A 22,824-nucleotide genomic window follows, 5' to 3' on the forward strand; every position below is an offset into this window, starting at 1 on the left:
AAAAGCTGCTTCGTGGAGCCCCCGCGCGCCTCTCTCGCTCTCGCGTCCCTCCCCTACGCCAACGGCTCGTCCAGCGGCACCTGCCACACCCCCGGCAGGCGGCCGTCCAACTCACCCGGCTCGAAGCGGCACATGCCCACCGCGTGCCAGAACTCGCCGGTCACGTCGCCCTCGTACTTGTAGCCGCCGGACGGGGACAGCGCGGCCCAGCCGCCGGGCATGCCGACCAGGGTGGCCCGGAGGGTCGCCGGGGCGCCGGCGGGGACGTTCCACAGCCGTACCGTGCCGTCCTCGCCGCCGCTGGCCAGCAGGGAGCCGTCGGGGCTGAAGGCCACGGCCAGGATCCGGCCGGTGTGGCCCGTCAGCACGGCCGTCCCCGCACCGGTGCCGGGGTTCCAGAGACGGACGGTCCGGTCGTCGCCCGCCGTCGCCAGCAGGGGACGCGACGGATGCACCGCCGCCGTCCAGAGCTTGCCGGTGTGGCCGGTGAGCCGGTGGTCGATCTCGCCGTCCCTCCAGATCACCGCCGTGCCGTCCCAGGAGGCGCTGGCCAGCCAGGAGCCGTCGGGCGCGAAGCCCACGGCGTACACCCGGTCGGTGTGACCGTCGAGGACACCGGTGATCCGGCCTTCGGTCACGTCCCAGATCCGCACCCTGCGGTCGTCGCAGCCGGTGGCCAGGACCGCCCCGTCGGCCCGGAAGGCGATCGCCCGGACCCGCCCGAAGTGCTCGGTGATGGTGGCCACATGCGCGCCGGTGGCCCGGTACCACAGCCGTACGGTGTCGTCGTCGTTGGCGGTGGCGAGGAGTTCGCCGTCGGCGCTGAACGCCTCCGCCCACACATGGTCGGTCTCGACGTCGAGCCCGCGCTGGTACTCGCCGGTGGCCGCGTTCCACAGGTAGATGTCGCCGTCGCTGCTCGCGGTGGCGAGCAGCGATCCGGCGGGGCCGAACGCGGCCGACACCAACCGGTCGCTGTGGCCGGTCAGTTCGCGAAGCCGGCGGCCGGAGGCGGCGTGCCACACCCGGACGACGCCGTCGTTGCCGCCCGCCGCGAGCATCGAGCCGTCGGCACTGAAGGAGAGGGTGCCGATGCGGCGACCGTGGCCGCGCAGGATGCGCCGGCCCTGCCCGGTGGCGGGCTCCCACAGCCGTACGACACCGTCGTTGCCGCCGGTCACCAGCAGGGCACCGGCACCCTGAACGGGTGTGTCGCCGTGCGGACGGAACTTGCACACCCACACCGAGCCGCGGTGCTCGGCGGGCTGCCGGTTCAACGGCGCGGCGACCGGGTCGGCGCCGGCGTCGATCCGCCACAGCCGGACCACACCGGCGCTGTCCCCGGCGGCGAGCAGGGCTCCCTCGGGGTCGAACAGCACCTGGTAGACGGCCCCGCGGCAGCCGCCGAGCAGCCCGGCGCCGCGCCCGCCGACCAGGTCCCACAGCCGTACCTCCCCCTCGGTGTCGCCGCTGACCAGCAGGGCGCCGCCGGGGTGGAAGTCCAGGGTGTAGACGCGCCCGGAATGGCCGGTGAACTCGTGCCGCGCGCTGCCGGCCGCGAGGTCCCACAGCCGCACGGTGCCGCCCTGCCGGCCGTCGCCGCCGTCGGCGGTGGCCAGCAGGGTGCCGTCCGGGCTGAACCGCGCCCGGTACACCGCGCCCTGGTGGCCGGGGAGCCGACCGGCCGCACGCCCGGTATCGAGGTCCCACACGCGTACATCGGCGGAGGTGTCGCCGGTGACCAGGGTGGCGTTGCCCGGCGCGAACGCCACGGTGTAGACGGGCGCCGCATGTCCGGGCAGCCGGTGCAGGGCGGTGCCCGCGGCGATGTCCCAGACGGTCACCAGGCCGTCGGCGTCGCCGGTGGCCATGAGGGAGCCCTCGGCGTCGAGGACGACCGGCCAGACACCGCCGGCGTGGATCTCCAGCCGGTGCAGACAGCGGCCGGAGACCGGATCCCACAGGCGTACGGTGCCGTCGGAGCTGCCGGTGGCCAGGACGCGGCCGCGGAACTTGACGGCGTAGACCCGGCCGGTGTGGCCCTGGAGGGTGCGCAGCGGGGTGCCGGTGGCGGCCTCGCAGACCAGGACGCCGCCGTCCTCGCTGCCGACGGCGAGGAGTTCGCCGTCGGGGCTGTAGGAGATGGGTTCGGGCAGCCGGCTGGTCCGCATGTCGAAGCCGTACGGCACACCGACCGCCGAGGGCCGGAAGCCGGCGTCGACCGGCATGCCGGGCGCGATCGCGGCGGTGGCCAGTTCGGGGCGCGCGGCCGGCGGCCCGGTGGTCGCCGAGATCAGCGCCGCCCGCCGCCACCGGCTGCCGTCCACCCGGGCCCCGGTCAGATCGGTGCCGATCAGCCGGGCGCGCCGCAGGTCGGCGCCGCGCAGGTCGGCGCCCGTGAGATCGGCGCCGTCGAGCCGGGCGCCGGTCAGCCGGGCGCCGCGCAGGACGGCACCGGAGAGGTTGGCGCCGATCAGCCGGGCGTCGGTGAGGTCGGCGCGGGTCAGGTCGACGCCGGAGAAGTCCCGGTGGGACAGGTCCTCCCCGGCGAGGGCGGCTCCGCGCAGGTCGGTGTGGGCGGGGACGCGGAGTCTGCCGAGGATCTTCACGGCGTTGGTGTGGGCCGCGTCCAGCGCGACGTCGCCGGACGTGCCGGACAGCTCCCGCTCGGCCCACGCCTGGCAGACCCGGTGGTCGGCGAGGTCGCACAGGAACTCGACTGCCAACTGGCTGAGTTGACGTCCGCTCAGCAGGCCGCTGTCGCCCTCGGTGAGCCGGCGGGCGCACTCCCGCGCCACCAGCCACTCCACCACCCAGCCGTGGATGAACCTGAACACCCCGTCGTCGCTGCGTACCAGAAGGCTGCCGGAGCCGATGGCGTGTGCGGTCTGCGGAACCGACAGCCGGGCGTCCGCGAGCCCGGCCAGGGTCTCGGCGACATCGGTCAGCTCGTCCAGTCGCAGCGACTCCTGCCCGCTCTCCCACAGCCGCAGGGCGAGCGCGGTGACCGCGTCCCACAGCTGGTCCACGGAGAGTCCGGGCGCCCGCCCCGGGCTGCCGCTGCCGCGCTGCGCCTCGAAGCCCAGCCACGCACCGAGCACCTCCTCGTACAGCCCGGCGGGGCTCAGGGCGCGCCCAGCGCCGGCGACCGCGCGCAGCCGAGCGTCGTCGAGGTCGGCGACGAAGCCGAGCAGCCGGGGGTTGCGGCACAGGGCGAGCAGGTCGGGTATGGCGTCGAGGAGCCGGATCCGGTGGTCGGCGGCGCGTTCGTCGCCCTCGTAGCGGTTGACCAGGTAGGCGCGGATCTGCTGCGGGGTGAACTCCTGTACGGCCAGCACCCGGCGGTGCGGGAGCAGGCCGACGCGTTCGCCGAGTGCGGTGAGCACCTGGCCCTGGGAGCGGAAGTGCTGGGTGCGGCTGGACACCACGATCTTGGCGCTGTCCACGGCGGAGTCCAGCAGCACCTGGAGGCGTTCGGCGGCGCGGTCGTACGTCACCTGGTTGACGAGTTCGTCGAAGCCGTCGAAGAGCAGCACGATGCGGCCCTGCTGGAGCATGTACCGAAAGGCCCGCAGGTCGATGTTGTCGACGCCGTGCGCGGCGAGATGCGCGGCCACCAGACCCTCGAAGGAGTAGGCCCGGTCCAGGGCGTGCAGTTCGATCAGCAGCGGGACGAGATGCGGCAGTTCGGCCGGGACACGGCGGGCCAGTTCGCGCAGCGCGAAGGTCTTGCCGTGGCCGAAGTCGCCGAGCAGCAGCAGGAAGCGCCCCTGGTCGGAGTCGAGCAGGCGCAGCATCTCGTCCACGAGCCCGTCGCGGTCCTCGGCGTCGAGGCGCTCCACCTCCCGGTACCGCTGCGGCAGGTACATGCCCGGGGGATAGCGGGGGTCGGTACGCAGCCGCTCGGTCTGCCCGGTGACGTAGCCGCGCAGGTCGAGCAGTCCCTGGAACTCGGTGAAGCTGCGCACCCGCACGCCCCTGCGGCGGGCCGCGTCGCGCAGTTCGCGGGCGGGCGGCGGGCCGTCGTGGACGAGTTCGGCCTCCGCCTCGGCGTCGGCGGCGTGTACGAGGGCCACGAACCGGTCGACGTCCTGTGCGGCCGGGGTGCCGAGGTGGACGGCCACCCGCTGCTGCCGTACGAATCCCGACTGGCTCCAGGTGACGAGGAGTTGGGGAACCGGTCCGTCCACGCGGCGGATCTGGGCGCCCTCGTGCCGGGTGCGGCAGACCTCGGCCACCCGGGCGAGCAGGATCTCGGCCGGGGTCTGCACGGCGCGCGGCTCGGGCTCGGGTGCGGGCGCGCAGGCGGCGGCGCCGTCGTCGGCGGGCGCGGTCCGTGGCCCGAAGGCCCGGTCCGCCTGCCGCCACTGCACCGGCCGCCGCCGTGGCTCGCCCGGCCCCTGCCAGACGGCCAGCCCGTCCCGGCCGACCCGCACCAGCTGATGTCCACCGGGCCGCCCGGCGCCGATCACCGGCACTTCGCCGGCGCCGGTGACCAGGGCGGCCGGAGTGCCGGGGTGGGCCGGGCCGTGCAGCAGCAGGTGCAGCCGGGGTGCGGTGAGCCGGGTCAGCACCTCGGTGTCGTGCAGCGGCCCGGCGCCGTCGAGGGCGGCCGTACCGGGGCGCCGCACGCCGGGAGCGGCCACGCGGGCGGCACCGGGCGAGTGCCGTACGACGCCGATCCTCAGCCAGCCCTCGGTCTCATGGGGCCGCAGCGCCTGCGCGAACCAGGCGGCCTGCTCGCGCCCGATCAGCCCGTACTGGTCGTCGCGCCGATGACTGTACGCCATGGACGAGTTCAGGCCCGCGACCACGGTGTGCAACTCCGGCACGGGGAACAGGCTCCACGGCTGGTCGCTGTCGAAGACGAGGTCGAGCCCCTGGTACAGCTCCCGGAACAGCCGGGCGAAGTGCCGCCACTTGGGCCAGTACGGTGGCCGGGGCGGCATCTCGTCGGCCTCACAGGTGCTGAAGTAGGCCTGACAGGCGGCCTGGTTGACGTCCTGGCCACCCGGCACCAGGGCGACCCGGTGCGGTTCGAGGCCGAGCAGGGCCCGCAGGCCGGTGAGGAAGGCGAGGGCCTGCTCGAACTCGCGTCGGCTGCCGGAGGCGGTGAGGTCCCCGGTGACGACGAGCAGATCGGGCGAGGGGGCGCCCGCGTCGGCCAGTTCGACCAGGTCGCCCCAGATCGCGGCCTGCAACTCGGCGGGGTCCTGGCCCCGGCCGAAGGCGGGCCCGGCCAACTGGAGCACGGTGACCGCCTCCCGCTCCCGGACCGCTCCGGACACCCGCGGATACGACGGCGCCGCCGCGGGTCTGCGGCGCCCGGCCCATCCGGTGCCGCCGAGCGGCCGCCCGGGTCCCGACGGGGGCGGGGCGGAGGTCAGGGCGTGGCCGTCCGCATCACCGGGGTAGCCCGGCGGCAGACTGGGCCGGGCCCGTCCGTCGAGGGCCTGCCGGACCCGGGCGAGCAGCAGTTCCCGGGCCGCCACGGGATCGGCGACCGGCACCAGGTCCACATAGGTGATGGTGGCCAGCAGGCCCTCCACCGGGATGTCCTCGACCCGTACGGTGATCAGCCGCCGCTCCGGCGCGTCCGGGTCGGCGCGCAGGGCGGCCTGCCACTCCATCCGCCCGTACCGGGACCGCTCGTAGTTCCGTGAGAGTACGGCGATCACGGCGGCGGACTGGCTGACGCCGCGGTCCATGAAGTCCACGAAGTTCGTGCCCGGCACGAAGTCCCAGGCCTGCAGCACCGTCCGGTACCCGGCCTCCTCCAGGGTCCAGGCGATCCAGGACGCCCACCGCTCGTCCGCGGGCGAGTAGCTGATGAAGAAGTCCAATGGCCCGGTGTCCCCCGGGGCGATCTGACGCGCCACCATGTATTCATGATGCCGTGAGAAGAGAGGCCGATACCGGTCGTTTCCAGGCGTTCGACGGTGCCCTGGTCACAGCGACGCACAAACGTGCGACCCTTCCCTCCGTGCGTGCCTTACTGCTGCGTCTGCATGTCCTCGACCGGGTGGCGATCGGTCTGCTGACCACCGGACTCCTGTGCGTGGCGACGGGGTTGCTGCCGACGCGTTCCGCTTCGGACGCGATGTCCCGCATCACTCCGCTGCTGGCGTTCCTGGGCACCGTGATCGTGCTGGCCGAACTCACCAGCCGGGCCGAGGTGTTCGACGTGGTGGCGGCACGGGTGGCGAGGGCGGGGCGGGGCAGCTATCCGGTGCTGTTCCTGTTGTGCGTGGCCTTCGCCTCGGTCACCACCATCGCCCTGAACCTGGACACGACGGCCGTCCTGCTGACACCGGTGATGCTGGCGCTCGCCTCCCGGGTGGGCATCGCCCCGGTGCCGCTGGCGATGACCACGGTATGGCTGGCCAACACGGCCAGCCTGCTCCTGCCGGTGTCCAACCTGACGAACCTGCTGGCCGCCAATCGGGTCGCGCTGTCCCCCCTGGGCCTCGCGGGACGGATGTGGGCTCCGCAACTCGCCGCGCTCGCCGTGACGATGGCTTGTTTGTGGCTGTTCTTCTGGCGCCGGGAGCGGCGTGGGACGCCCGTGGTGGACGGCGACGGCCTGATGGAGGCCGTGCCGGTGTCGGGACCGGGCGCGGCCCGCGCGGCCGACGTCCGCGTGGACACCGCCGACCGCTACGTCCCCCCCGACGTCCACCGCCCCGCCGACGCCGTCCTTTTCCGTGCCTGTGCGCTCGCCTGCGCCGGCTTTCTGGTCGCCATCCTGGTGGCCGACGTACCGCTGTGGATGGCGTCCGGGACGGCCGCGCTGGTCGCCGTGGCGGCGTTCGGGGTACGGCAGCGGTCCGCGCTGCGACTGTCCCTGGTCCCCTGGCGGCTGCTGGTGATGGTGCCCGGCATGTTCCTGGTGGTCGAGACGTTCGACGCGCACGGGCTCCACCACCTGCTGGCCTCGGCGGTCGGCACCGACGGCGGCGCGCCGGGCCTGTTCCGCGCGGCGGCGGTCGGCGGCGGCCTGTCCAACGCGCTCAACAACCTGCCGGTCTACCTGGCCGGCGAGGCGGCGGTCCCGGTCGGGAACCACGACCAACTGCTCGCCCTGCTCGTCGGCACCAACGCCGGACCGGTGATCACGCCGTGGGCGTCCCTGGCCACCCTGCTGTGGTACGAGCGCTGCCACGCGTACGGCGTCCGGGTGCCGGTCCGCCGCCTGATGGGAACCGGCACGGTACTGGCCGCGAGCGCGGTGGCGGCGGCGGTGGCCGCGCTGGCTTTGACGCGTTAACCGGCCTTGAGCGCGCCGACGAACGCCGACCATGCGCACGCCGAGAAGACGACGGCGGGACCGGCGGGGTTCTTGCTGTCGCGGACGGGGACGTGGGCGGGGGCGCGGGTGTCGTTGACTTCGAGGCAGGAGCCGCCACTGCCACCGCTGTAACTGGACTTACGCCAACCCGGCAGGACGGTGTGCTTGCTGCTGCGCTGCATGCTCGTAATCCTCCGCGACGGTCCTGAGCAGGTCCAGGGATTTACGGTGCGACAAAGCGTCGCCCAGGGCGAGATCGTAAATCTCCTGACACTCACGTACCACGGAGGGGAGTTCGAGGATCCGCCCGTTGTTCACACCCTCCGCATACGCGATGGGCGGCATCTCCTCGAACCACATGAGCGAGAGGAAGCCCTCCAGCAGGGTGTGGGCGCCTGCGGAGAAGGGGAGGACGTGCACATTGATGCGGCGGCACGTCCCCAACGCGAGGATGTGACGCAGCTGATCGCACATCACAGCGGGGCCACCGATCACACGCCGCAACACGGCCTCGTCGAGCAGGGCGCAGAACTCCGGTGAGTGGAAGTTGTCGAGGATGCGGGCCCGGTCGAGGCGGGTGGCCAAGAGCTGCTCACATTCCTCATTGCTCTTGCGCGGGAAGCTGGAGCTGAACACCTCGTACGCGTACGGCTCGGTCTGCAAGACTCCCGGCACCAGGCTCGGTGCGTACTCCTTGATGACCGTGGCCTGCCCCTCGAACTCCAGCGCCCCCTTGAAGTGCTCAGCGACCTTGCGTCCATCCAGCGTCGGCAGAAACCGCTCGAAGAACCCCTCCGTGCCCAGCTCCCGGTCCAGCCGCCGGGCGTCCTCCACATCCGGCCTCCGCCGCCCCGCCTCGATGTGGGCGATGTGGGTGCGGGACATCACGACACCCTGGCTCAGCTCCTCCTGCGTGAGCCCAGCCGCCTCCCTCCGCCGCTTCAGCTCCTGCCCGTACTGCTCCCGTGACCGCGGATTGTCCTCGATGGCCACCTGTTCCACTCCCGCTCGTGCCGAACCCGTTGTCACTCTCGGTCGTCTTCCGAAAGTACTCGCCCTCACATCACTGTGTGCATGATTCGCCACGGAACGTGAAAGGCGCGGGAATGCAAGACCAGGAAGACGGCTACGCCAGGGTGTTTCTCACGCTGAGGGTGTCCCGGGACGGGGGCCGGACGTGGGGGCCCAGGGTGACGTACCGGCCGCCGAGGAACGCCGCGCCGCTGGACCTGTCGGGGCGGTTTCCGCCGTGCGAGTGCCCCGGGTGCCGGGAGAGAAAGGGCTGACGAGGTCCAGCAGGTGCGGGAGGAGTTCGGGACGCCCGGCGACGAAGGAGCGCCCCGTGTCGGGACCGCCGAAGCCGCCGCCGAACTCCGCACCGTCGAGGTGCCGCAGCGCGATACCGGCCTCGCGGGCGAGCAGCGCACCGGCAGGCAGGTCGATGGCTTCGGCACGGTATCCGACGAAGCCGTCGATGTCCCCCCGGGCCAGCATCGCCCAGGCGGCCAGCGGCGCCCAGAGCTGGAGGAGGCGCCGGGAACGCAGTTCGAGGGTGTGCCTGAGGGAGCAGGCCACGGGGTCGTCGCGAGAGACGGCGTGCCCCTGCGTCCAGGCGAGCAGGGGCCCGGCGGCGGGAAACACACCTCCACCCGCTGGGGCCGTGAGCCGTCCGGCCGGGCCGTGCGCGCCGCCACCGCGCCGCGCGGACCACGTACGGCCGGTCATCGGATCGTGGACGACGCCCACCACGGGCGTGTCGCCCACGCACAGGGCGACGCCGACGACGTATACGGCGAGCCCGATGACCACGTTGTTGCTGCCGTCGAGGGGATCGACCAGCCAGGTGCGGCCACCGCCGTCGCCGGCGAGTTCGCCGGACTCCTCGGCGAGGATCCGGTCGTGCGGGAAGCGTTCCCGGATCCGCCCGACCACCAGTCGCTCGGCGGCGATGTCCAGGTCGGTGACGACGTCGCCGAGTTCGCCCTTGGGGCGGGCGGCGAAGCCGTCGGGGAAGCGGGACCGCAGCAGCGCCCCGGCCTCCTCGGCGGCGGCCACGGCCGTACCGTGCTCGCAGGACCAGACGTCAGGGTTCGGGCTCATGGATCCTCCTGAGGGCGGCCCGAGCGATCCGGGCGGTCCGGGTCGCGTCGCACGTCCGGCGGACCATGCGCTGCCCGGGGGCGGACGGCGGGCCCAGCGAGAGGTCCACCCCGCCGGGCAGGGTCCGCCCCAGGACCAGCGTGGCGGTGGGGCACCCGTCCGGCACCACGCTGGTGTGGAATTCACCCGCCGGCAGGGCGTAGCTCTGGCCCCGCTCGCTGGTCTGCCGTACGCCCGGCCGGCAGCGCACGAGCCGTTCGGTGGGCCGTAGTTCGTCCACGCCGGTCGGGTCGCTGAGCACCTCGAAGACGCGGTGGGTGGGATCGCCGGTGCCGTCGATGTGCACGCGCCGGTTGTCGAGCCGGCCGTACAGCACGGTGCTCGTCAAGTCCCAGCTGTGGCAGTGGACTTGGGGCACGGTGGCGTCGGGCTTCGCCTCCGGGATACCGAAGACGTGGACGCAGACGCCGTCGGTGCCGTCGCGCAGGACGGGCAGGCAGATGAACCCGAGTGGGTGCCGTACGGCGCGCAGGGTGCGGTGGCCCGAGACGATCCGGTCCAGTTCCGCCACGGCGTGCCGGGTCAGCTCGGCGGTGGCGTGCCGCCGGGCGGCCCGTTCCAGGGCCGGGTAGTCCATGTTCCTTCCCCCTTGGCCGGAACACGGCGCTCACCTGCGGTACGGGTTCTCCGCGCGCAGCGCCTTGTCGATGATGTCGCCGACGTCGCGGTCGGTGAAGCTCGGCGGAAGCGGCAGTCCGAGCCGGTCGAGCAGGCGTCTGACCTCGTCGACGGTGGGTTCGTCGGCGAGCGGGACGGCCTCGCGCAGATCGAGCTTGACCGCCTGTTCCCGGCTCTGGTGCAGTTCGGTGACGTAGTAGTCGTAGAGCGGCCGGTCCCGCTCCACGCACAGGCTGACCCGGCTGGGGTCGTCCTGGGTGATGATCAGGCAGGTGTCCGAGAGGTCGAACCGCAGGGCCGGTGCGACGGAGGACAGATGGACGTCGATCTCCAGAGTGTCCAGCCGCTGCCGGTGCCAGCTCGCCGCGACGACGGTGGCGTACGCCTCCTTGCGGGTGCGCTCGACGGTCCACGCGGCGAGGTCCCCGCCGGAGCCGAAGGTACTGCGGAAGCGGGCGTAGGCGGCGCACACGGCGTCGTCGGCCGGGTTGATGATGTCGATCTTCATGCTGAGCGAGCGTCGCTGCCGCTGGGCCTCCAGCACGCACTCGGGCAGCGTGACGGCGCGCAGATACGTGCCGGTGCCTCCCTTGAACACCCAGCGGGTGGTGGTGCGGCGGGCCCGCTCGTGCGCGAGCGCGACCTCGGCGCCGGACAGGGCGCGCACCATCGCCAGGTCCTCGACGGCCCTGCTGGTCGCCGTGGTGGCGGCGCGGATGTCGGCCATGCGCCGGCGGCGCTCGGTGAGCGAGCCGTACACCAGCGCGGCGAGGACGAGCAGCGTGGCGCCGGAGACGACGTTGTCGTCCATGTTCTGGTTGAGGACGTCCATGCCCCCGACGACGACCGCGACGACGAGCGCGACGATCCCGTCCGCGTTCCGGACCGCCCAGGCGATCGCGTCCTCCAGCCGGCGCCCGGCCCCCTGCGGTGCACTGTTCGCCACAACCACCCTCCCCCGACGGCGACTTCCATCGTAGGAGGAGGAGGGCCGGGTCAACCATGCCGCAATCGGCCGTGCATGCCATGCCACACTCGGCCGGGTACCACTCGAACGGAGACATGCCGGTCCGTCAGATCCGGTACGGTGACGCTCATCATGCAGTCGGGCCGGAGGCGAGTTGCGCTTCTGCCACCTCGCATCCTGCGACTCGTCGTTCTGCGGCCGTCTCCAGCCGTACCCGCCGGCTCCGCCCGCCGTTCTCGTCATGGCGCGATGTGCCGTGTCCTGTCCCGCGCGGCATTGTCACGGCGAAGGACGAGTGCCGATTCTCCGTTGCGCGACGACTCGGGCCGAGGGGGACGACGGTCCGTAACCGGTCGACGGGAGGCGGCACCTCACCGTGCGGGGCGAACCGGGTCGGCGTCCCTCCGCATACGGGGCGGAGGAGGCGTGGCAGAGCCGTGGGCGTGGCGCAAGAGCAGTTTCAGCGGTCTCGGAACGGACGACTGCGTCGAGGGTCGCCCGCACCGGTGACCGGATCATGATCCCTGACAGCACACGCAGGGACCACGCCACCCCTTGCTTCGCACCGGCCGGTTGGGCGTGTTCCTGTCCCGGTCCGGCGCGTGGTCCTGTTCACCGACGAGGTGGCCGGCGAGGGATCCGGCCGCTGATCGCCCCGTCGCCGTGGTGAGTGCCGCCGTGCACCGCAGCACTCGTCGGAATGCGCGGCCCCCGGACGGGGAGGTGAACCCGTCCGGGGGCCGCTCACTGCCCGCTGTCGCCGGTGCTCACTCGCCGAGCGACGTCATCACGTGCTTGATCCGCGTGTAGTCCTCGAAGCCGTACGCCGACAGGTCCTTGCCGTAGCCGGACTTCTTGAAGCCGCCGTGCGGCATCTCGGCGACCAGCGGGATGTGGGTGTTGATCCACACGCAGCCGAAGTCGAGCTTCTTGGACATGCGCATCGCGCGGGCATGGTCCTTGGTCCACACGGAGGAGGCGAGGGCGTACTCGACGCCGTTGGCGTACGCGACGGCCTGGTCCTCGTCGGAGAAGGACTGGACGGTGATGACCGGACCGAAGACCTCCTTCTGGATGATCTCGTCGTCCTGCTTGACGCCGGAGACGACGGTCGGCGCGAAGAAGTAGCCCTTGTCACCGACGCGCTTGCCGCCGGCCTCCACGCGCGCGTGGGCGGGGAGCCGCTCGATGAAGCCCTCGACCTGCCCCAGCTGGTTGGGGTTGTTGAGCGGGCCGAACAGGACGTCCTCGTCGTCCGGCTGACCGGTCTTGGTGTCTTCTGCGGCCTTCGCGAGCGCCGCCACGAACTCGTCGTGGATCGCCTCGTGGACCAGGACGCGGCAGGCCGCCGTACAGTCCTGGCCGGCGTTGAAGAAGCCCGCCACGGAGATGTCCTCGACGGCCTTGGCGATGTCGGTGTCCTCGAAGACGACGACCGGGGCCTTGCCGCCCAGCTCGAGGTGCACCCGCTTGAGGTCCTTCGACGCCGACTCGGCGACCGACATGCCGGCGCGGACCGAGCCGGTGATCGAGGCCATGGCCGGGATGTCGTGCTCGACCATCAGGCGGCCGGTGTCGCGGTCGCCGCAGATGACGTTGAAGACGCCCTTGGGCAGGATCGAGCCGATGATGTCGGCGATCAGGACCGTGGACGCGGGGGTCGTGTCCGACGGCTTGAGGACGACCGTGTTGCCCGCCGCGATCGCCGGGGCGAACTTCCACACCGCCATCATCATCGGGTAGTTCCACGGCGCGACCTGCGCGCAGACGCCGACCGGCTCACGGCGGATGATCGAGGTCATCCCCTCCATGTACTCACCGGCCGAGCGGCCCTCCAGCATCCGCGCCGCGCCCGCGAAGAAGCGGATCTGGTCGACCATCGGCGGGATCTCCTCGGAGCGGGTCAGCCCGATCGGCTTGCCCGTGTTCTCCACCTCGGCCGCGATCAGCTCCTCGGCGCGCTCCTCGAACGCGTCGGCGATCTTGAGGAGGGCCTTCTGGCGCTCGGCGGGGGTGGTGTCGCGCCAGGCCGGGAAGGCACGGGCGGCCGCCTCCATCGCGGCGTCGACGTCCGCCTTGCCGGACAGCGGCGCGGTCGCGTACGCCTCGCCCGTCGCGGGGTTGACCACCTCGGTGGTCCGTCCGTCGGCGGCGTCCCGGAACTCACCGTCGATGTAGTTGCGCAGACGACGCAGCTCGGTGCTCACTGCCGGCCTCCTGATCTGGTTCTGTGCGTCCACTCACTGAGACACCCACCCTAGCCGTCACGCCGACGTTTTCAACACCCCCACACCATCGGGTGCTGCGAAATCCGCAAGTGCACGAGTCTCAGACAACGGATTTCATCGATCGGGGCTTGCGAAACTGACGAGAGCTCGTGCACAGTGAGGTCGTGGCCAGTCGAAGCGCAGACCAGAGGGACTCCACCCGCGAGTCCAGGAACGGCAACAGCCCCCAGCTGGACGCCGTCTCCCTCGCCATCATTCAGCAGCTCCAGGAGGACGGCCGCAGGCCGTACGCCGCGATCGGCAAGGCCGTCGGCCTGTCGGAGGCTGCCGTGCGCCAGCGCGTCCAGAAGCTGCTGGACCAGGGCGTGATGCAGATCGTCGCCGTCACGGACCCGCTCACCGTGGGCTTCCGCCGGCAGGCGATGGTCGGCATCAACGTCGAGGGCGATGTGGAGTCGATCGCGGACGCGCTGACCGACATGTCGGAAGTCGAGTACGTGGTGATGACCGCGGGCTCGTTCGACATCCTCGCCGAGATCGTCTGCGAGGACGACGACCACCTGCTGGACGTCATCAACAAACGCATCCGGGCCCTGCCCGGCGTGCGCTCCACCGAGAGCTTCGTCTACCTGAAGCTGAAGAAGCAGACCTACATGTGGGGAACCCGATAACCGTGACCCAGAAGGACCTCAGCCGCGCCGCGTACGACCACCTGTGGATGCACTTCACCCGCATGTCCTCGTACGAGAACTCCCCCGTGCCGACCATCGTCCGGGGTGAGGGCACCTACATCTACGACGACAAGGGCAAGCGCTACCTCGACGGTCTCGCCGGTCTGTTCGTGGTCCAGGCCGGTCACGGCCGCACGGAGCTCGCCGAGACCGCCTTCAAGCAGGCCCAGGAGCTGGCCTTCTTCCCGGTGTGGTCCTACGCCCACCCCAAGGCCGTCGAGCTGGCCGAGCGCCTGGCGGACCACGCCCCCGGCGACCTGAACAAGGTCTTCTTCACCACCGGCGGCGGCGAGGCCGTCGAGACCGCCTGGAAGCTCGCCAAGCAGTACTTCAAGCTGGTCGGCAAGCCCACCAAGCACAAGGTCATCTCGCGTGCGGTCGCCTACCACGGCACCCCGCAGGGCGCCCTGTCCATCACGGGCCTGCCCGGCCTCAAGGCCCCCTTCGAGCCGCTCGTCCCTGGCGCGCACAAGGTGCCGAACACCAACATCTACCGCGCCCCGATCTTCGGCGACGACCCGGAGGCCTTCGGCCGCTGGGCCGCCGACCAGATCGAGCAGCAGATCCTCTTCGAGGGCCCGGAGACCGTCGCCGCAGTCTTCCTGGAGCCGGTGCAGAACGCCGGCGGCTGCTTCCCGCCGCCGCCCGGCTACTTCCAGCGCGTGCGCGAGATCTGCGACCAGTACGACGTCCTGCTCGTCTCGGACGAGGTCATCTGTGCCTTCGGCCGGCTGGGCACCATGTTCGCCTGCGACAAGTTCGGCTACGTCCCGGACATGATCACCTGTGCCAAGGGCATGACCTCGGGTTATTCCCCCATCGGCGCCTGCATCATCTCCGACCGCCTCGCCGAGCCGTTCTACAAGGGCGACAACACCTTCCTGCACGGCTACACCTTCGGCGGCCACCCGGTCTCCGCGGCCGTGGGCCTCGCCAACCTCGACCTGTTCGAGCGCGAGAACCTCAACCAGCACGTGCTCGACAACGAGGGCAACTTCCTCCGGACGCTGCAGAAGCTGCACGACCTGCCGATCGTCGGCGACGTCCGCGGCAACGGCTTCTTCTACGGCATCGAACTGGTGAAGGACAAGAACACCAAGGAGTCCTTCAACGAGGAGGAGACCGAGCGCGTCCTGTACGGCTTCCTCTCCAAGGCCCTGTTCGACAACGGCCTGTACTGCCGTGCCGACGACCGCGGCGACCCGGTCGTCCAGCTCGCCCCGCCGCTGATCTCCAACCAGGAGACCTTCGACGAGATCGAGCAGATACTGCGTGCGACGCTGACGGAGGCGTGGACCAAGCTCTGAGCCCGATTCCTCCGATCAGCTGATCTGCACCGGCCCCGGTGCCGTCCGTTCGAGTGAGAACGGCGGCCCGGGGCCGTGTGCTGTCCGGCCTCCCCGTGACCGCTGCCTAGCGTTCCGGTGACCGATCGGCCCAGCCTTCGTTCCCCCGGACGAGGGATCGGATACGGGAAAACGGATCAGAACCGAGGTGTACGCCCATGGAGGCCGAGGCCCCGCCGGACAACGACGTGCTCTGGGCACGCTCCCTGCACTTCAGCCATCCCGACGGCTCCCCTGGGCTCACCGGGGTCTCGCTGGGGGTGCGCGCGGGCGAGATCCTCGCCGTCACCGGCCCGCGCGGCAGCGGGAAGACGACCCTCCTGCGCTGTCTGTCCGGTCTGGTGCCGGTGCGTGAGGGCGAGGTGTGGTTCAACAGCTCCCCCATGCACACCCTGGGCCCGATGCGCCGGGAACGGCTGCGCCGGGAACGCTTCGGCTGGATCGACACGGAACCGGTCCTGGTGCCCGAGCTGAACGTCTGGGAGAACGCCGCGCTCCCCCTGATGCTGCGCGGCACCGGCCGCCGCAGGGCCAAGGTCGCGGCGCTCGAGTGGCTGGAGCGGCTCGACGTCGGCGAGAAGGCCCGCAGCCGCCCGCGCCAACTGCGGCACGCCGAGCGCCAGCGCGTGGCGATCGCCCGGGCCCTGGCCACGGCCCCCACGGTCCTCTTCGCGGACGAGCCCACGGCCCCGCTGCACCGGGCCGACCGCACGCACGTGCTGCGCACCCTGACCACGGCCGCCCGCTCGCACGGCATCACGGTCGTGCTCGCGACCCACGACCCCGACACCGCCGCCCTCGCCGACAGCACGGTCGCCCTGCTGGACGGCCGGCGCGTGAGCACCGTGCATCTGCCGGAGACCCCCGAGACGGAAGGCCGGGCCGCGTGGTCGCTCTCCGTCTGACCCGTGCGGCCCGGCCCGCCGTCCTGCTGCGCCGACTGCTGGTGACCGCGGCCTCGGCGGGCACCGGATTCCTCCTGCTGGCCAGCTTCGGCTACGCCCTGGACCACCCCGAGGCCTCGGACGCCGCCGCGCTGCGGCTCGCCTGGTGCACGGTGCCGCTCGCCGCCACGGTGTACTTCGCGCTCGCCGTCGCCCGCACCGATCCCGCCACCCGGCCACGCACGGGCCTGTCCGCCGTGGGCCTCGGACCGGCCCGCATGATGGCGATCTCGGCGCTGACCACCGCCCTGTCCTGCACCCTGGGCTCGCTGCTGGCCCTGCTGGTCTTCCTCGGCCTGCGAGGCGACCTCACCGGCGTGCCGCTCGACGGCGCGGTGGCGGACTTCCTCGCGGTGGACGCACAGCTTCCGGTCCCGGCCACCCTGAACCTGCTGTCGCTGGTCCCGGCCGCCGCCTCGGCCACGGTGGCCCTCGTCCTCCGCCCGAAGGACCCCCGTCCCACCACCCCGCTGCTGCGCAGATACGGCCGCTTCGGCGCGTACGGCCACTCGGTGGTCCGGGAGACCTTCGGGACGTACGGGAGGTTCGGGACGCGGTCGCGGCCGGGGTCCGGTGCTCCGCGCGACGAGCACGCAAGGGGCGACGACGGCGAGCAGCCCGAAGCGGCGACGGGGAGGGCGGGCGCGGACGGCAGCGCGACCGACCACGAGCCCCGAACACCGGACGCCGACTGGACCGACGGCGCCCCTCCCCCCGAGGACGCCCCCACCGGCCTCCCCTGGGGCATCAGCCTCCTGGCCACCGGTCTCGCCGTCGAGGCCTACGAGGGACACTCGAACCTCGCCGTACTGTTCGGCCGATTGCTCACCGCCACCGGCCTCGTCCTCGCCGGGCCCGGCCTCACTCATCTGTGCGGCCGTCTCCTGCAGTCCATCCGCCCCGGTGCCCTCCGTCTCCTCGCCGGGCGGGTCCTCATGGCGGAGGCCACCCGCATCGGCCGCCCCCTCGGCGTCGTCTGCGCGGTCGCGTCCGCCGGCTACGCGATGACCACGGTGCACGCCGGCTCGGCAGCCGCTTTCGGCCCGCTGGCCACCCTCGGCGCGCTGCTCGTGACCGGCTGCACGGTCGCCACCCTCCTCACCGCGGCCGTGGAGACCCGCCAGTGTCGGGCGGAGACGACGGCCGCGCTGCTCCGGCTCGGGGCGCCGGCCACCATGCTGCGCGCGGCGGCGGCCCTGCGCACGGCGGCCCTGGTGGCGCTCTTCGGTCCGCTCACCCTGGTCGTCACCGCCCTGGTGGTCCTGCCCGTGGAGCGCTGACCACCCACCTCGAAAAAAAGCTCCCCGTCGACCGATGAGTTCTCCCGGGGTTCCCGGTCCACCCCACCGAACACACTGCCTTACGGCACGGAACGCCCGGGAGGGCCCATGTACCAGCAGATGATCTTCGTGAACCTGCCCGTGAACGACCTCGACGCCTCGAAGAAGTTCTTCACGGAGCTGGGCTACACGATCGACCCCCGGTTCAGCGACGACAAGGCCGCCTCGGTGGTGATCAGCGAGACCATCGTCGCGATGCTGCTGACCAAGCCGTTCTACGCGACCTTCACCAAGAAGGAGATCGCCGACGCCACGAAGACCAGCGAGGTGCTGGTCGCCCTGGGCGCGGAGAGCCGCGAGAAGGTCGACGAACTGGTCGACAGGGCCCTCTCCCTGGGCGCCACGCCGAGCGGCGAGACCCAGGACCACGGCTTCATGTACGGCCGCGCCTTCGACGACCTCGACGGCCACACCTGGGAGGTCATCTGGATGGACCCGACGGCGGTGCAGGGCTGACGCCCCGTCGGGGTCCATGTCGTCGAGGCAATACGGGACAGGGGAGTTGTCGGCCGGGCCGGTGTCGCGGGCACCGTGCGACGGCCGGCCGGCGGCGCCCCGTATCGCCCTCGTCGACCGGATCGAGCCGGCTGCTGACGCGATCAAACGTCTCTGCGGGTAATAAGCAGGCAAAGCCAACGGCCGCTGGCGGCATATGCATTGACAGTGCTTATGGAGCGCTTATAGACCTGTGAGTCTCTCGGGGGTGGTGGGGCACTCGTCCGTTCGGTGCCTCAACTCCCCCTCAACCCCCCGCAGTTGCACACTGTAAAGGACAGACGTTGTCCATAACTCACCGTGGCGTACGCCGTTCCGTGCGCATTCTGGGTGTTGCCTCCGCCTCGGCCGCGATCGTGCTGGGTGTGTCCAGCTCCGCGCTCGCGTGCAACATCAGCGAATTCAAGGCCGAAGCCAAGTGCGACGGCCAGAAGGGTGTCATTGTCGTCACCGACACCGACCGCTCCCGCACCCCGGCCCAGGTCACCGTGTTCCTCGAGGGCAGCGGTGGCGTCGAGACCCAGGTGGGCAAGCAGGAGGTCAAGGGGTCGGCCGAGGGCACTCCGGTCACCTTCTCGGAGGACTGGAAGGCGAACGCGACCTACCGCGTCCACGTCAAGGCGAGCCCCTACGTCGACGAGGACATCCAGGGCGGACTGACGACCCCGGCCACCGCCTGCAAGACCGACACCCCGACCCCGTCGACGCCGAAGCCTTCGCCGTCGAAGTCCGCCCCGGCCCAGTCGGCGACACCGACCCCGTCGTCCTCCGCGTCCAGCTCCGCCCCGGCGAGCGCGCCCAGCAACGCGCCCTCCCCGGCGGCCGGTGACTCCAACCTCGCCGAGACCGGTGCCAACTCCGACACCGGGTTGATCGTCGGCGTCGCGGGCGCGCTGGTCGTCGTCGGCGGGGGCGCCGTCTACTTCGGCATGCGCCGTCGTGGAGCGCGCGGCAACGGCTGACGCCCCGCTCCGCGGCACCCGTACACCACCGCGGCCCGTCCCCCTATCCCCAGGGGACGGGCCGCGGTCGTGCGTCAGCCGAAGGTGGCGTGCTTCCGCCAGAACTCCAGCACCTCTCGCTCGCCGAGGATCTCCAGGCCAGGGGCGTCCAGCGGCAGCCGGTTGTAGAACGCGAGCAGCACGGAGGTGAGCGGGCCGCGCAGGGCGACCGTGGCCTTCTCGTGGCCGCGCCGCCAGCTCAGCCCGTCCTCGCCCAGCTCGATCAGCCATTCGGCGTTCAGGTCCGGGGCGACGTCGGTGGCGTGCAGATGGATGCTGCGGCCGGGCCCGCGCAGCTCGTCGGCCCACTCGCGCGCCCCGGAGCGCTGCACCCACTGCGCGATCTGCAGCCACTCGTCCAGCGCATCGGCGGCGATGTCGGGCGCGACCTCGTAGGGCGCGCCGACGGTGAGCGCGGCGTCCGCACGGTGAACGGTGATCTCATTGGTCATCCGGCGGGCCCAGAACCCGCTGGTGGCCATGCCCATCCAGGACCACACACCGGCCTCGGGTCCGGCCTCGCGCAGCGCCCCGACGATCATCTCGCCGGTCTCCGCGAGCCAGGCGTCCAGGGCCGCCGCGTCACCCTCGGCCTCCGGTCCCCCGCCGAGCGGCACCTGCTCGCGCGGGAGCATCTCCTGGGCCCGGGCCCGCACCAGCGTGGCCGCCCAGCGCAGGGCGCCGCCCATGTGCCGTGCGAGCTGTTCCAGCGTCCACTTCGGACAGGTCGGCACAGTGGCCGACAGATCGGCGCCCGAGGACACCAGAGCCCGGAACTGGGCGAGCTGGTGGGCGATTTCGTCACAGTGACGGTCATGTGCGACAAAGGTCATGCGGCACACCCTAGAGGGCCCGTCCGACAGTTCGCGTCGTTGCCCCAAGGGCGGCCACGCGGCGTCAGGTGCGTGCCCTGGGCATACCGGCCCCAGGCCCTCGTACCGGACGTACCTGGGCCCGGGGCCGGTGCGGCGGGTGGCGGCACCTCCCACGCCCTTGAGGCAGTGGGGGAGCGTGCACGGCGTCGCGCGGCAGGCGGGAATGGGTGGACAGGCCCTCCAGGGCGGCGACGATCAGCCGAGCACGACGACTTCGGTCGTGTCGAACTCCACGCCCACCGCGTCCCCGACCTCGGGCGCGTTCCGCAGCGCGCAGGCCGCCTCCAGGCGCGGGGCGTCCGCGGGCTGCAGGTGGACGGCCACATGGGTGCCCTTGAAGGTGCGCGCGGTCACCGTGCAGCGCAGGCCCGCGTCGGCCGCCACCAGCCGTACCCCGGCGGGCCGCACCAGCAGGCTTCGCTCTCCCTGCGGCGAGCCGTCCGGGACCGGCAGCTTGCCCCAGGGGCTGTGGGCGGCCGTACCGGCGACGGTCACCTCGGCCACGTTGTCGAAGCCGAGGAAGCGGGCCACGAACGCGTCGGCGGGCCGCTGCCAGACCTCCAGTGGCGTGCCGGACTGCGCGATCCGCCCGTCCCGCATCACCACCACCCGGTCGGCCAACGCGAACGCCTCGCCCTGGTCATGGGTCACGGCAAGCACGGTCGTACCCAACCGGCCGAAGAGTTCCCGCAGTTCGACGACCAGACGTTCGCGCAGCGAGCGGTCGAGCTGGCCGAGCGGCTCGTCCAGCATCAGCAGCCGGGGGCGCGGCGCCAGCGCGCGGGCGAGAGCCACGCGCTGCTGTTCGCCGCCGGAGAGGGAGGCAACGGCCCGCCGGGCGGCGCCGGGCAGCCCGACCAGATCCAGCAACTGGGCTGCCTCGGCGTCCCTTTCACCCTTGGCCACGCCGTGCATGCGCAGCCCGAAGGCCACGTTCGCGCCGACGTCCCGGTGTGGGAAGAGCTGGTGGTCCTGGAACATCAGCCCGACGCCCCGCTTGTGCGCGGGCACACGCGTCTGGTCCCGCCCGTCGAGCAACACCCGTCCGGCGGAGAGGGGCTGGAGTCCGGCGACCGCCCGCAGCAGGGTCGACTTCCCGCTGCCGCTCGGCCCGAGCACGCACACCACCTCGTGCTCGGCGACCTCCAGGCCGACCGCGTCGAGCACGGCCCGTCCACCGAGGCGCACGGTCGCGGCGTCGAGACTCAGCAGCATCTAGAACTCCCCCGTCCGGTCGGTGCGCAGCCGCTCCAAGAGCAGCAGCGCGGCCGCGCACACCACCATGAGAATGGTCGAAAGGGCCATCGCCTGGCCGTAGTTGAGGTCCCCGGGCCGACTGAGGAGCCGGGCCACCGCGACGGGGAGCGTCGGATTGTCGGGCCGGGCGATGAACACCGTCGCCCCGAACTCGCCGAGCGAGACGGCGAACGCGAACCCGGCCGCGACCAGCAGCGCCCTGCGCACCATCGGCAGATCCACCTCACGCCACACCCGCCAGGGCGAGGCCCCGAGCACGGCGGCCGCCTCCCGCAGCCGTAGGTCCACCGCGCGCAGCACGGGCAGCATCGTCCGTACGACGAAGGGGGCGCCGACCAGCGCCTGGGCGAGCGGGACGAGGACCCAGGACTGCCGGAGGTCCAGCGGCGGCCTGTCGAGGGCGATCAGGAAACCGAAGCCGACGGTCACGGCGGAGACGCCGAGCGGCAGCATCAGCAGCGCGTCGAAGCCCCGCGCCAGCCGTCCGGCGTCCCGCCGGGCCAGCGCTGCGGCGGCGAGACCGCCCACGCCCACGGCGATGGCGGTGGCGGCGACGGCGTACTGGAGCGAGGTCCACACCGCGTGGACCGGCGCCACCAGGAACGTACCGCCGTCGGAGTCGGTGAGCGCCCGGTAGTAGCCGAAGTCCGGTGCGTCGAGGGAGCGCTGGACGAGGACGGCGAGGGGCAGCACCAGGAGCAGGGCGACGGTGCCGAGGACCAGGCCGAGCAGCGTCCACTGCCCGGCGCCGCGCGGCCGACGGGCCGTCACCACCGGGTCCACCAGCCGCAGCGCGGCCTCCCGTCGCCGTACGGACCAGGCGTGCACGGCGAGGATCGCGCCGACGGCGGCGAACTGGACGAGGGTGAGGACGGCGGCCGTGGACAGGTCGAAGACCTCGGAGGTCTGCCGGTAGATCTCCACTTCCAAGGTGGAGAAGGTGGGGCCGCCGAGGATCTGGACGATACCGAAGGAGGTGAAGCAGAACAGGAACACCATCAGCGCGGCGGCGGCCACGGCGGGCGCGAGCGCGGGGAGGGTGACCTTCCGCCAGGCGCCGAGCGGCGAGGCCCCCAGCATGCGGGCGGCCTCCTCCTGCCGGGGGTCGAGCTGGGACCACAGCCCGCCCACGGTCCGTACGACGACCGCGTAGTTGAAGAAGACGTGGGCCAGCAGGATCGCCCACACGGTGGTGTCCAGCCGGACGCCCCACAGGTCGTCGAGCAGCCCGCCGTGCCCGACGAGGGCGAGGAAGGCGCTGCCGGCGACAACGGTCGGCAGCACGAACGGCACGGTGACCACGGCCCGCAGCACCTGTTTGCCCGGAAAGTCGAGACGGGCGAAGACGTAGGCGGCGGGCAGCGCCAGCAGCAGGGTCAGCGCAGTGGAGGCGAGCGCCTGCCAGGTGGTGAACCACAGCACGTGCCGGATGTCCGGCTGGGTCACCACGTCGGTGAGCCGCCCCCACTGCCAGGCGCCGTCCACCTTCAGCCCGCGCGCCACGATCGCGGCGACGGGCCAGGCGAAGAACAGCGCGAAGAACGCGACGGGCAGGGCCATCAGGCCGAGCCGCG

Annotated in this window: 17 protein-coding genes; 7 read left to right on the forward strand and 10 right to left on the reverse strand. The window is 72.1% G+C overall.

All coding sequences use genetic code 11. The features are described 5' to 3' along the window. Window positions 1-53: 53 nt before the first annotated feature. Entirely contained in the window at window positions 54-5,882 is a 5,829-nt protein-coding gene (locus tag AC5WRT_RS04920) for a WD40 domain-containing protein (protein WP_496099961.1), read from the reverse strand. A 101-nt stretch (window positions 5,883-5,983) separates the two neighbouring features. Here AC5WRT_RS04920 and AC5WRT_RS04925 point away from each other — a divergent pair, with 101 nt between their 5' ends. After that, entirely contained in the window at window positions 5,984-7,267 is a 1,284-nt protein-coding gene (locus tag AC5WRT_RS04925; protein ID WP_496096275.1) for an ArsB/NhaD family transporter, read from the forward strand. Here the strand turns inward: AC5WRT_RS04925 and AC5WRT_RS04930 are convergent. The 6 genes from AC5WRT_RS04930 to AC5WRT_RS04955 form a co-directional block, all read right to left on the reverse strand. Beyond that, on the reverse strand, window positions 7,264-7,470 hold the full coding sequence (locus AC5WRT_RS04930; protein WP_496099962.1) for a DUF397 domain-containing protein: 207 nt from the start codon (window positions 7,468-7,470) through the stop codon (window positions 7,264-7,266). The genes AC5WRT_RS04925 and AC5WRT_RS04930 overlap by 4 nt on opposite strands. After that, complete coding sequence (locus AC5WRT_RS04935) at window positions 7,427-8,281, reverse strand: helix-turn-helix domain-containing protein (protein ID WP_496099963.1); 855 nt, start codon at window positions 8,279-8,281, stop codon at window positions 7,427-7,429. The genes AC5WRT_RS04930 and AC5WRT_RS04935 overlap by 44 nt, the downstream gene beginning before the upstream one ends. Window positions 8,282-8,431: 150 nt before the next feature. Next, window positions 8,432-9,388, reverse strand: a complete 957-nt coding sequence (locus AC5WRT_RS04940; RefSeq protein ID WP_496096272.1) for an inositol monophosphatase family protein — start codon at window positions 9,386-9,388, stop codon at window positions 8,432-8,434. Further along, the gene (locus AC5WRT_RS04945) at window positions 9,372-10,025 is read right to left on the reverse strand and encodes a hypothetical protein (RefSeq protein WP_496096271.1); all 654 of its coding nucleotides are present in this window, start codon (window positions 10,023-10,025) and stop codon (window positions 9,372-9,374) included. The genes AC5WRT_RS04940 and AC5WRT_RS04945 overlap by 17 nt, the downstream gene beginning before the upstream one ends. Before the next feature lie 30 nt (window positions 10,026-10,055). Next, window positions 10,056-11,012 (reverse strand): hypothetical protein, encoded by a 957-nt coding sequence (locus AC5WRT_RS04950; RefSeq protein WP_496096270.1) that lies wholly within the window; start codon window positions 11,010-11,012, stop codon window positions 10,056-10,058. 788 nt (window positions 11,013-11,800) lie between these two features. Then, the gene (locus tag AC5WRT_RS04955; RefSeq protein ID WP_496096269.1) at window positions 11,801-13,240 is read right to left on the reverse strand and encodes a gamma-aminobutyraldehyde dehydrogenase; all 1,440 of its coding nucleotides are present in this window, start codon (window positions 13,238-13,240) and stop codon (window positions 11,801-11,803) included. Window positions 13,241-13,410: 170 nt separating this feature from the next. Here AC5WRT_RS04955 and AC5WRT_RS04960 point away from each other — a divergent pair, with 170 nt between their 5' ends. From AC5WRT_RS04960 to AC5WRT_RS04985, 6 genes are all read left to right on the forward strand, one after another. After that, on the forward strand, window positions 13,411-13,932 hold the full coding sequence (locus AC5WRT_RS04960) for an Lrp/AsnC family transcriptional regulator (RefSeq protein ID WP_496096268.1): 522 nt from the start codon (window positions 13,411-13,413) through the stop codon (window positions 13,930-13,932). 2 nt (window positions 13,933-13,934) lie between these two features. Continuing rightward, window positions 13,935-15,299, forward strand: coding sequence for an aspartate aminotransferase family protein (locus AC5WRT_RS04965; protein WP_496096267.1), 1,365 nt, complete (start codon window positions 13,935-13,937; stop codon window positions 15,297-15,299). A gap of 197 nt (window positions 15,300-15,496) precedes the next feature. Continuing rightward, window positions 15,497-16,243 (forward strand): ABC transporter ATP-binding protein, encoded by a 747-nt coding sequence (locus AC5WRT_RS04970; RefSeq protein ID WP_496096266.1) that lies wholly within the window; start codon window positions 15,497-15,499, stop codon window positions 16,241-16,243. Next, window positions 16,225-17,562, forward strand: a complete 1,338-nt coding sequence (locus AC5WRT_RS04975) for a hypothetical protein (RefSeq protein WP_496099964.1) — start codon at window positions 16,225-16,227, stop codon at window positions 17,560-17,562. The genes AC5WRT_RS04970 and AC5WRT_RS04975 overlap by 19 nt, the downstream gene beginning before the upstream one ends. Before the next feature lie 108 nt (window positions 17,563-17,670). Next, window positions 17,671-18,078 (forward strand): VOC family protein, encoded by a 408-nt coding sequence (locus AC5WRT_RS04980; protein ID WP_496096264.1) that lies wholly within the window; start codon window positions 17,671-17,673, stop codon window positions 18,076-18,078. Window positions 18,079-18,401: 323 nt separating this feature from the next. After that, a complete protein-coding gene (locus AC5WRT_RS04985; RefSeq protein ID WP_496099965.1) occupies window positions 18,402-19,079 on the forward strand; it encodes an LAETG motif-containing sortase-dependent surface protein in 678 nt (225 codons plus the stop codon). 74 nt (window positions 19,080-19,153) lie between these two features. Here the strand turns inward: AC5WRT_RS04985 and AC5WRT_RS04990 are convergent, their stop codons facing one another. The 3 genes from AC5WRT_RS04990 to AC5WRT_RS05000 form a co-directional block, all read right to left on the reverse strand. Further along, window positions 19,154-19,951: a maleylpyruvate isomerase family mycothiol-dependent enzyme gene (locus AC5WRT_RS04990; RefSeq protein ID WP_496096262.1), complete on the reverse strand. Its 798-nt coding sequence runs from the start codon at window positions 19,949-19,951 to the stop codon at window positions 19,154-19,156. A gap of 237 nt (window positions 19,952-20,188) precedes the next feature. Beyond that, entirely contained in the window at window positions 20,189-21,208 is a 1,020-nt protein-coding gene (locus tag AC5WRT_RS04995; protein ID WP_496096261.1) for an ABC transporter ATP-binding protein, read from the reverse strand. Then, complete coding sequence (locus tag AC5WRT_RS05000) at window positions 21,209-22,810, reverse strand: ABC transporter permease (protein WP_496096260.1); 1,602 nt, start codon at window positions 22,808-22,810, stop codon at window positions 21,209-21,211. Window positions 22,811-22,824: the final 14 nt, after the last annotated feature.

Source organism: Streptomyces sp. NTD91, from assembly GCF_059510455.1.

Bases quoted from the DNA above. Each gene is read 5' to 3' on its own strand.
- AC5WRT_RS04920 (WP_496099961.1), bottom strand. From the start codon at position 5,882: ATGGTGGCGCGTCAGATCGCCCCGGGGGACACCGGGCCATTGGACTTC.
- AC5WRT_RS04930 (WP_496099962.1), bottom strand. From the start codon at position 7,470: ATGCAGCGCAGCAGCAAGCACACCGTCCTGCCGGGTTGGCGTAAGTCC.
- AC5WRT_RS04940 (WP_496096272.1), bottom strand. From the start codon at position 9,388: ATGAGCCCGAACCCTGACGTCTGGTCCTGCGAGCACGGTACGGCCGTG.
- AC5WRT_RS04945 (WP_496096271.1), bottom strand. From the start codon at position 10,025: ATGGACTACCCGGCCCTGGAACGGGCCGCCCGGCGGCACGCCACCGCC.
- AC5WRT_RS04970 (WP_496096266.1), top strand. From the start codon at position 15,497: ATGGAGGCCGAGGCCCCGCCGGACAACGACGTGCTCTGGGCACGCTCC.
- AC5WRT_RS04980 (WP_496096264.1), top strand. From the start codon at position 17,671: ATGTACCAGCAGATGATCTTCGTGAACCTGCCCGTGAACGACCTCGAC.
- AC5WRT_RS04990 (WP_496096262.1), bottom strand. From the start codon at position 19,951: ATGACCTTTGTCGCACATGACCGTCACTGTGACGAAATCGCCCACCAG.
- AC5WRT_RS04995 (WP_496096261.1), bottom strand. From the start codon at position 21,208: ATGCTGCTGAGTCTCGACGCCGCGACCGTGCGCCTCGGTGGACGGGCC.
- AC5WRT_RS05000 (WP_496096260.1), bottom strand. From the start codon at position 22,810: ATGGCCCTGCCCGTCGCGTTCTTCGCGCTGTTCTTCGCCTGGCCCGTC.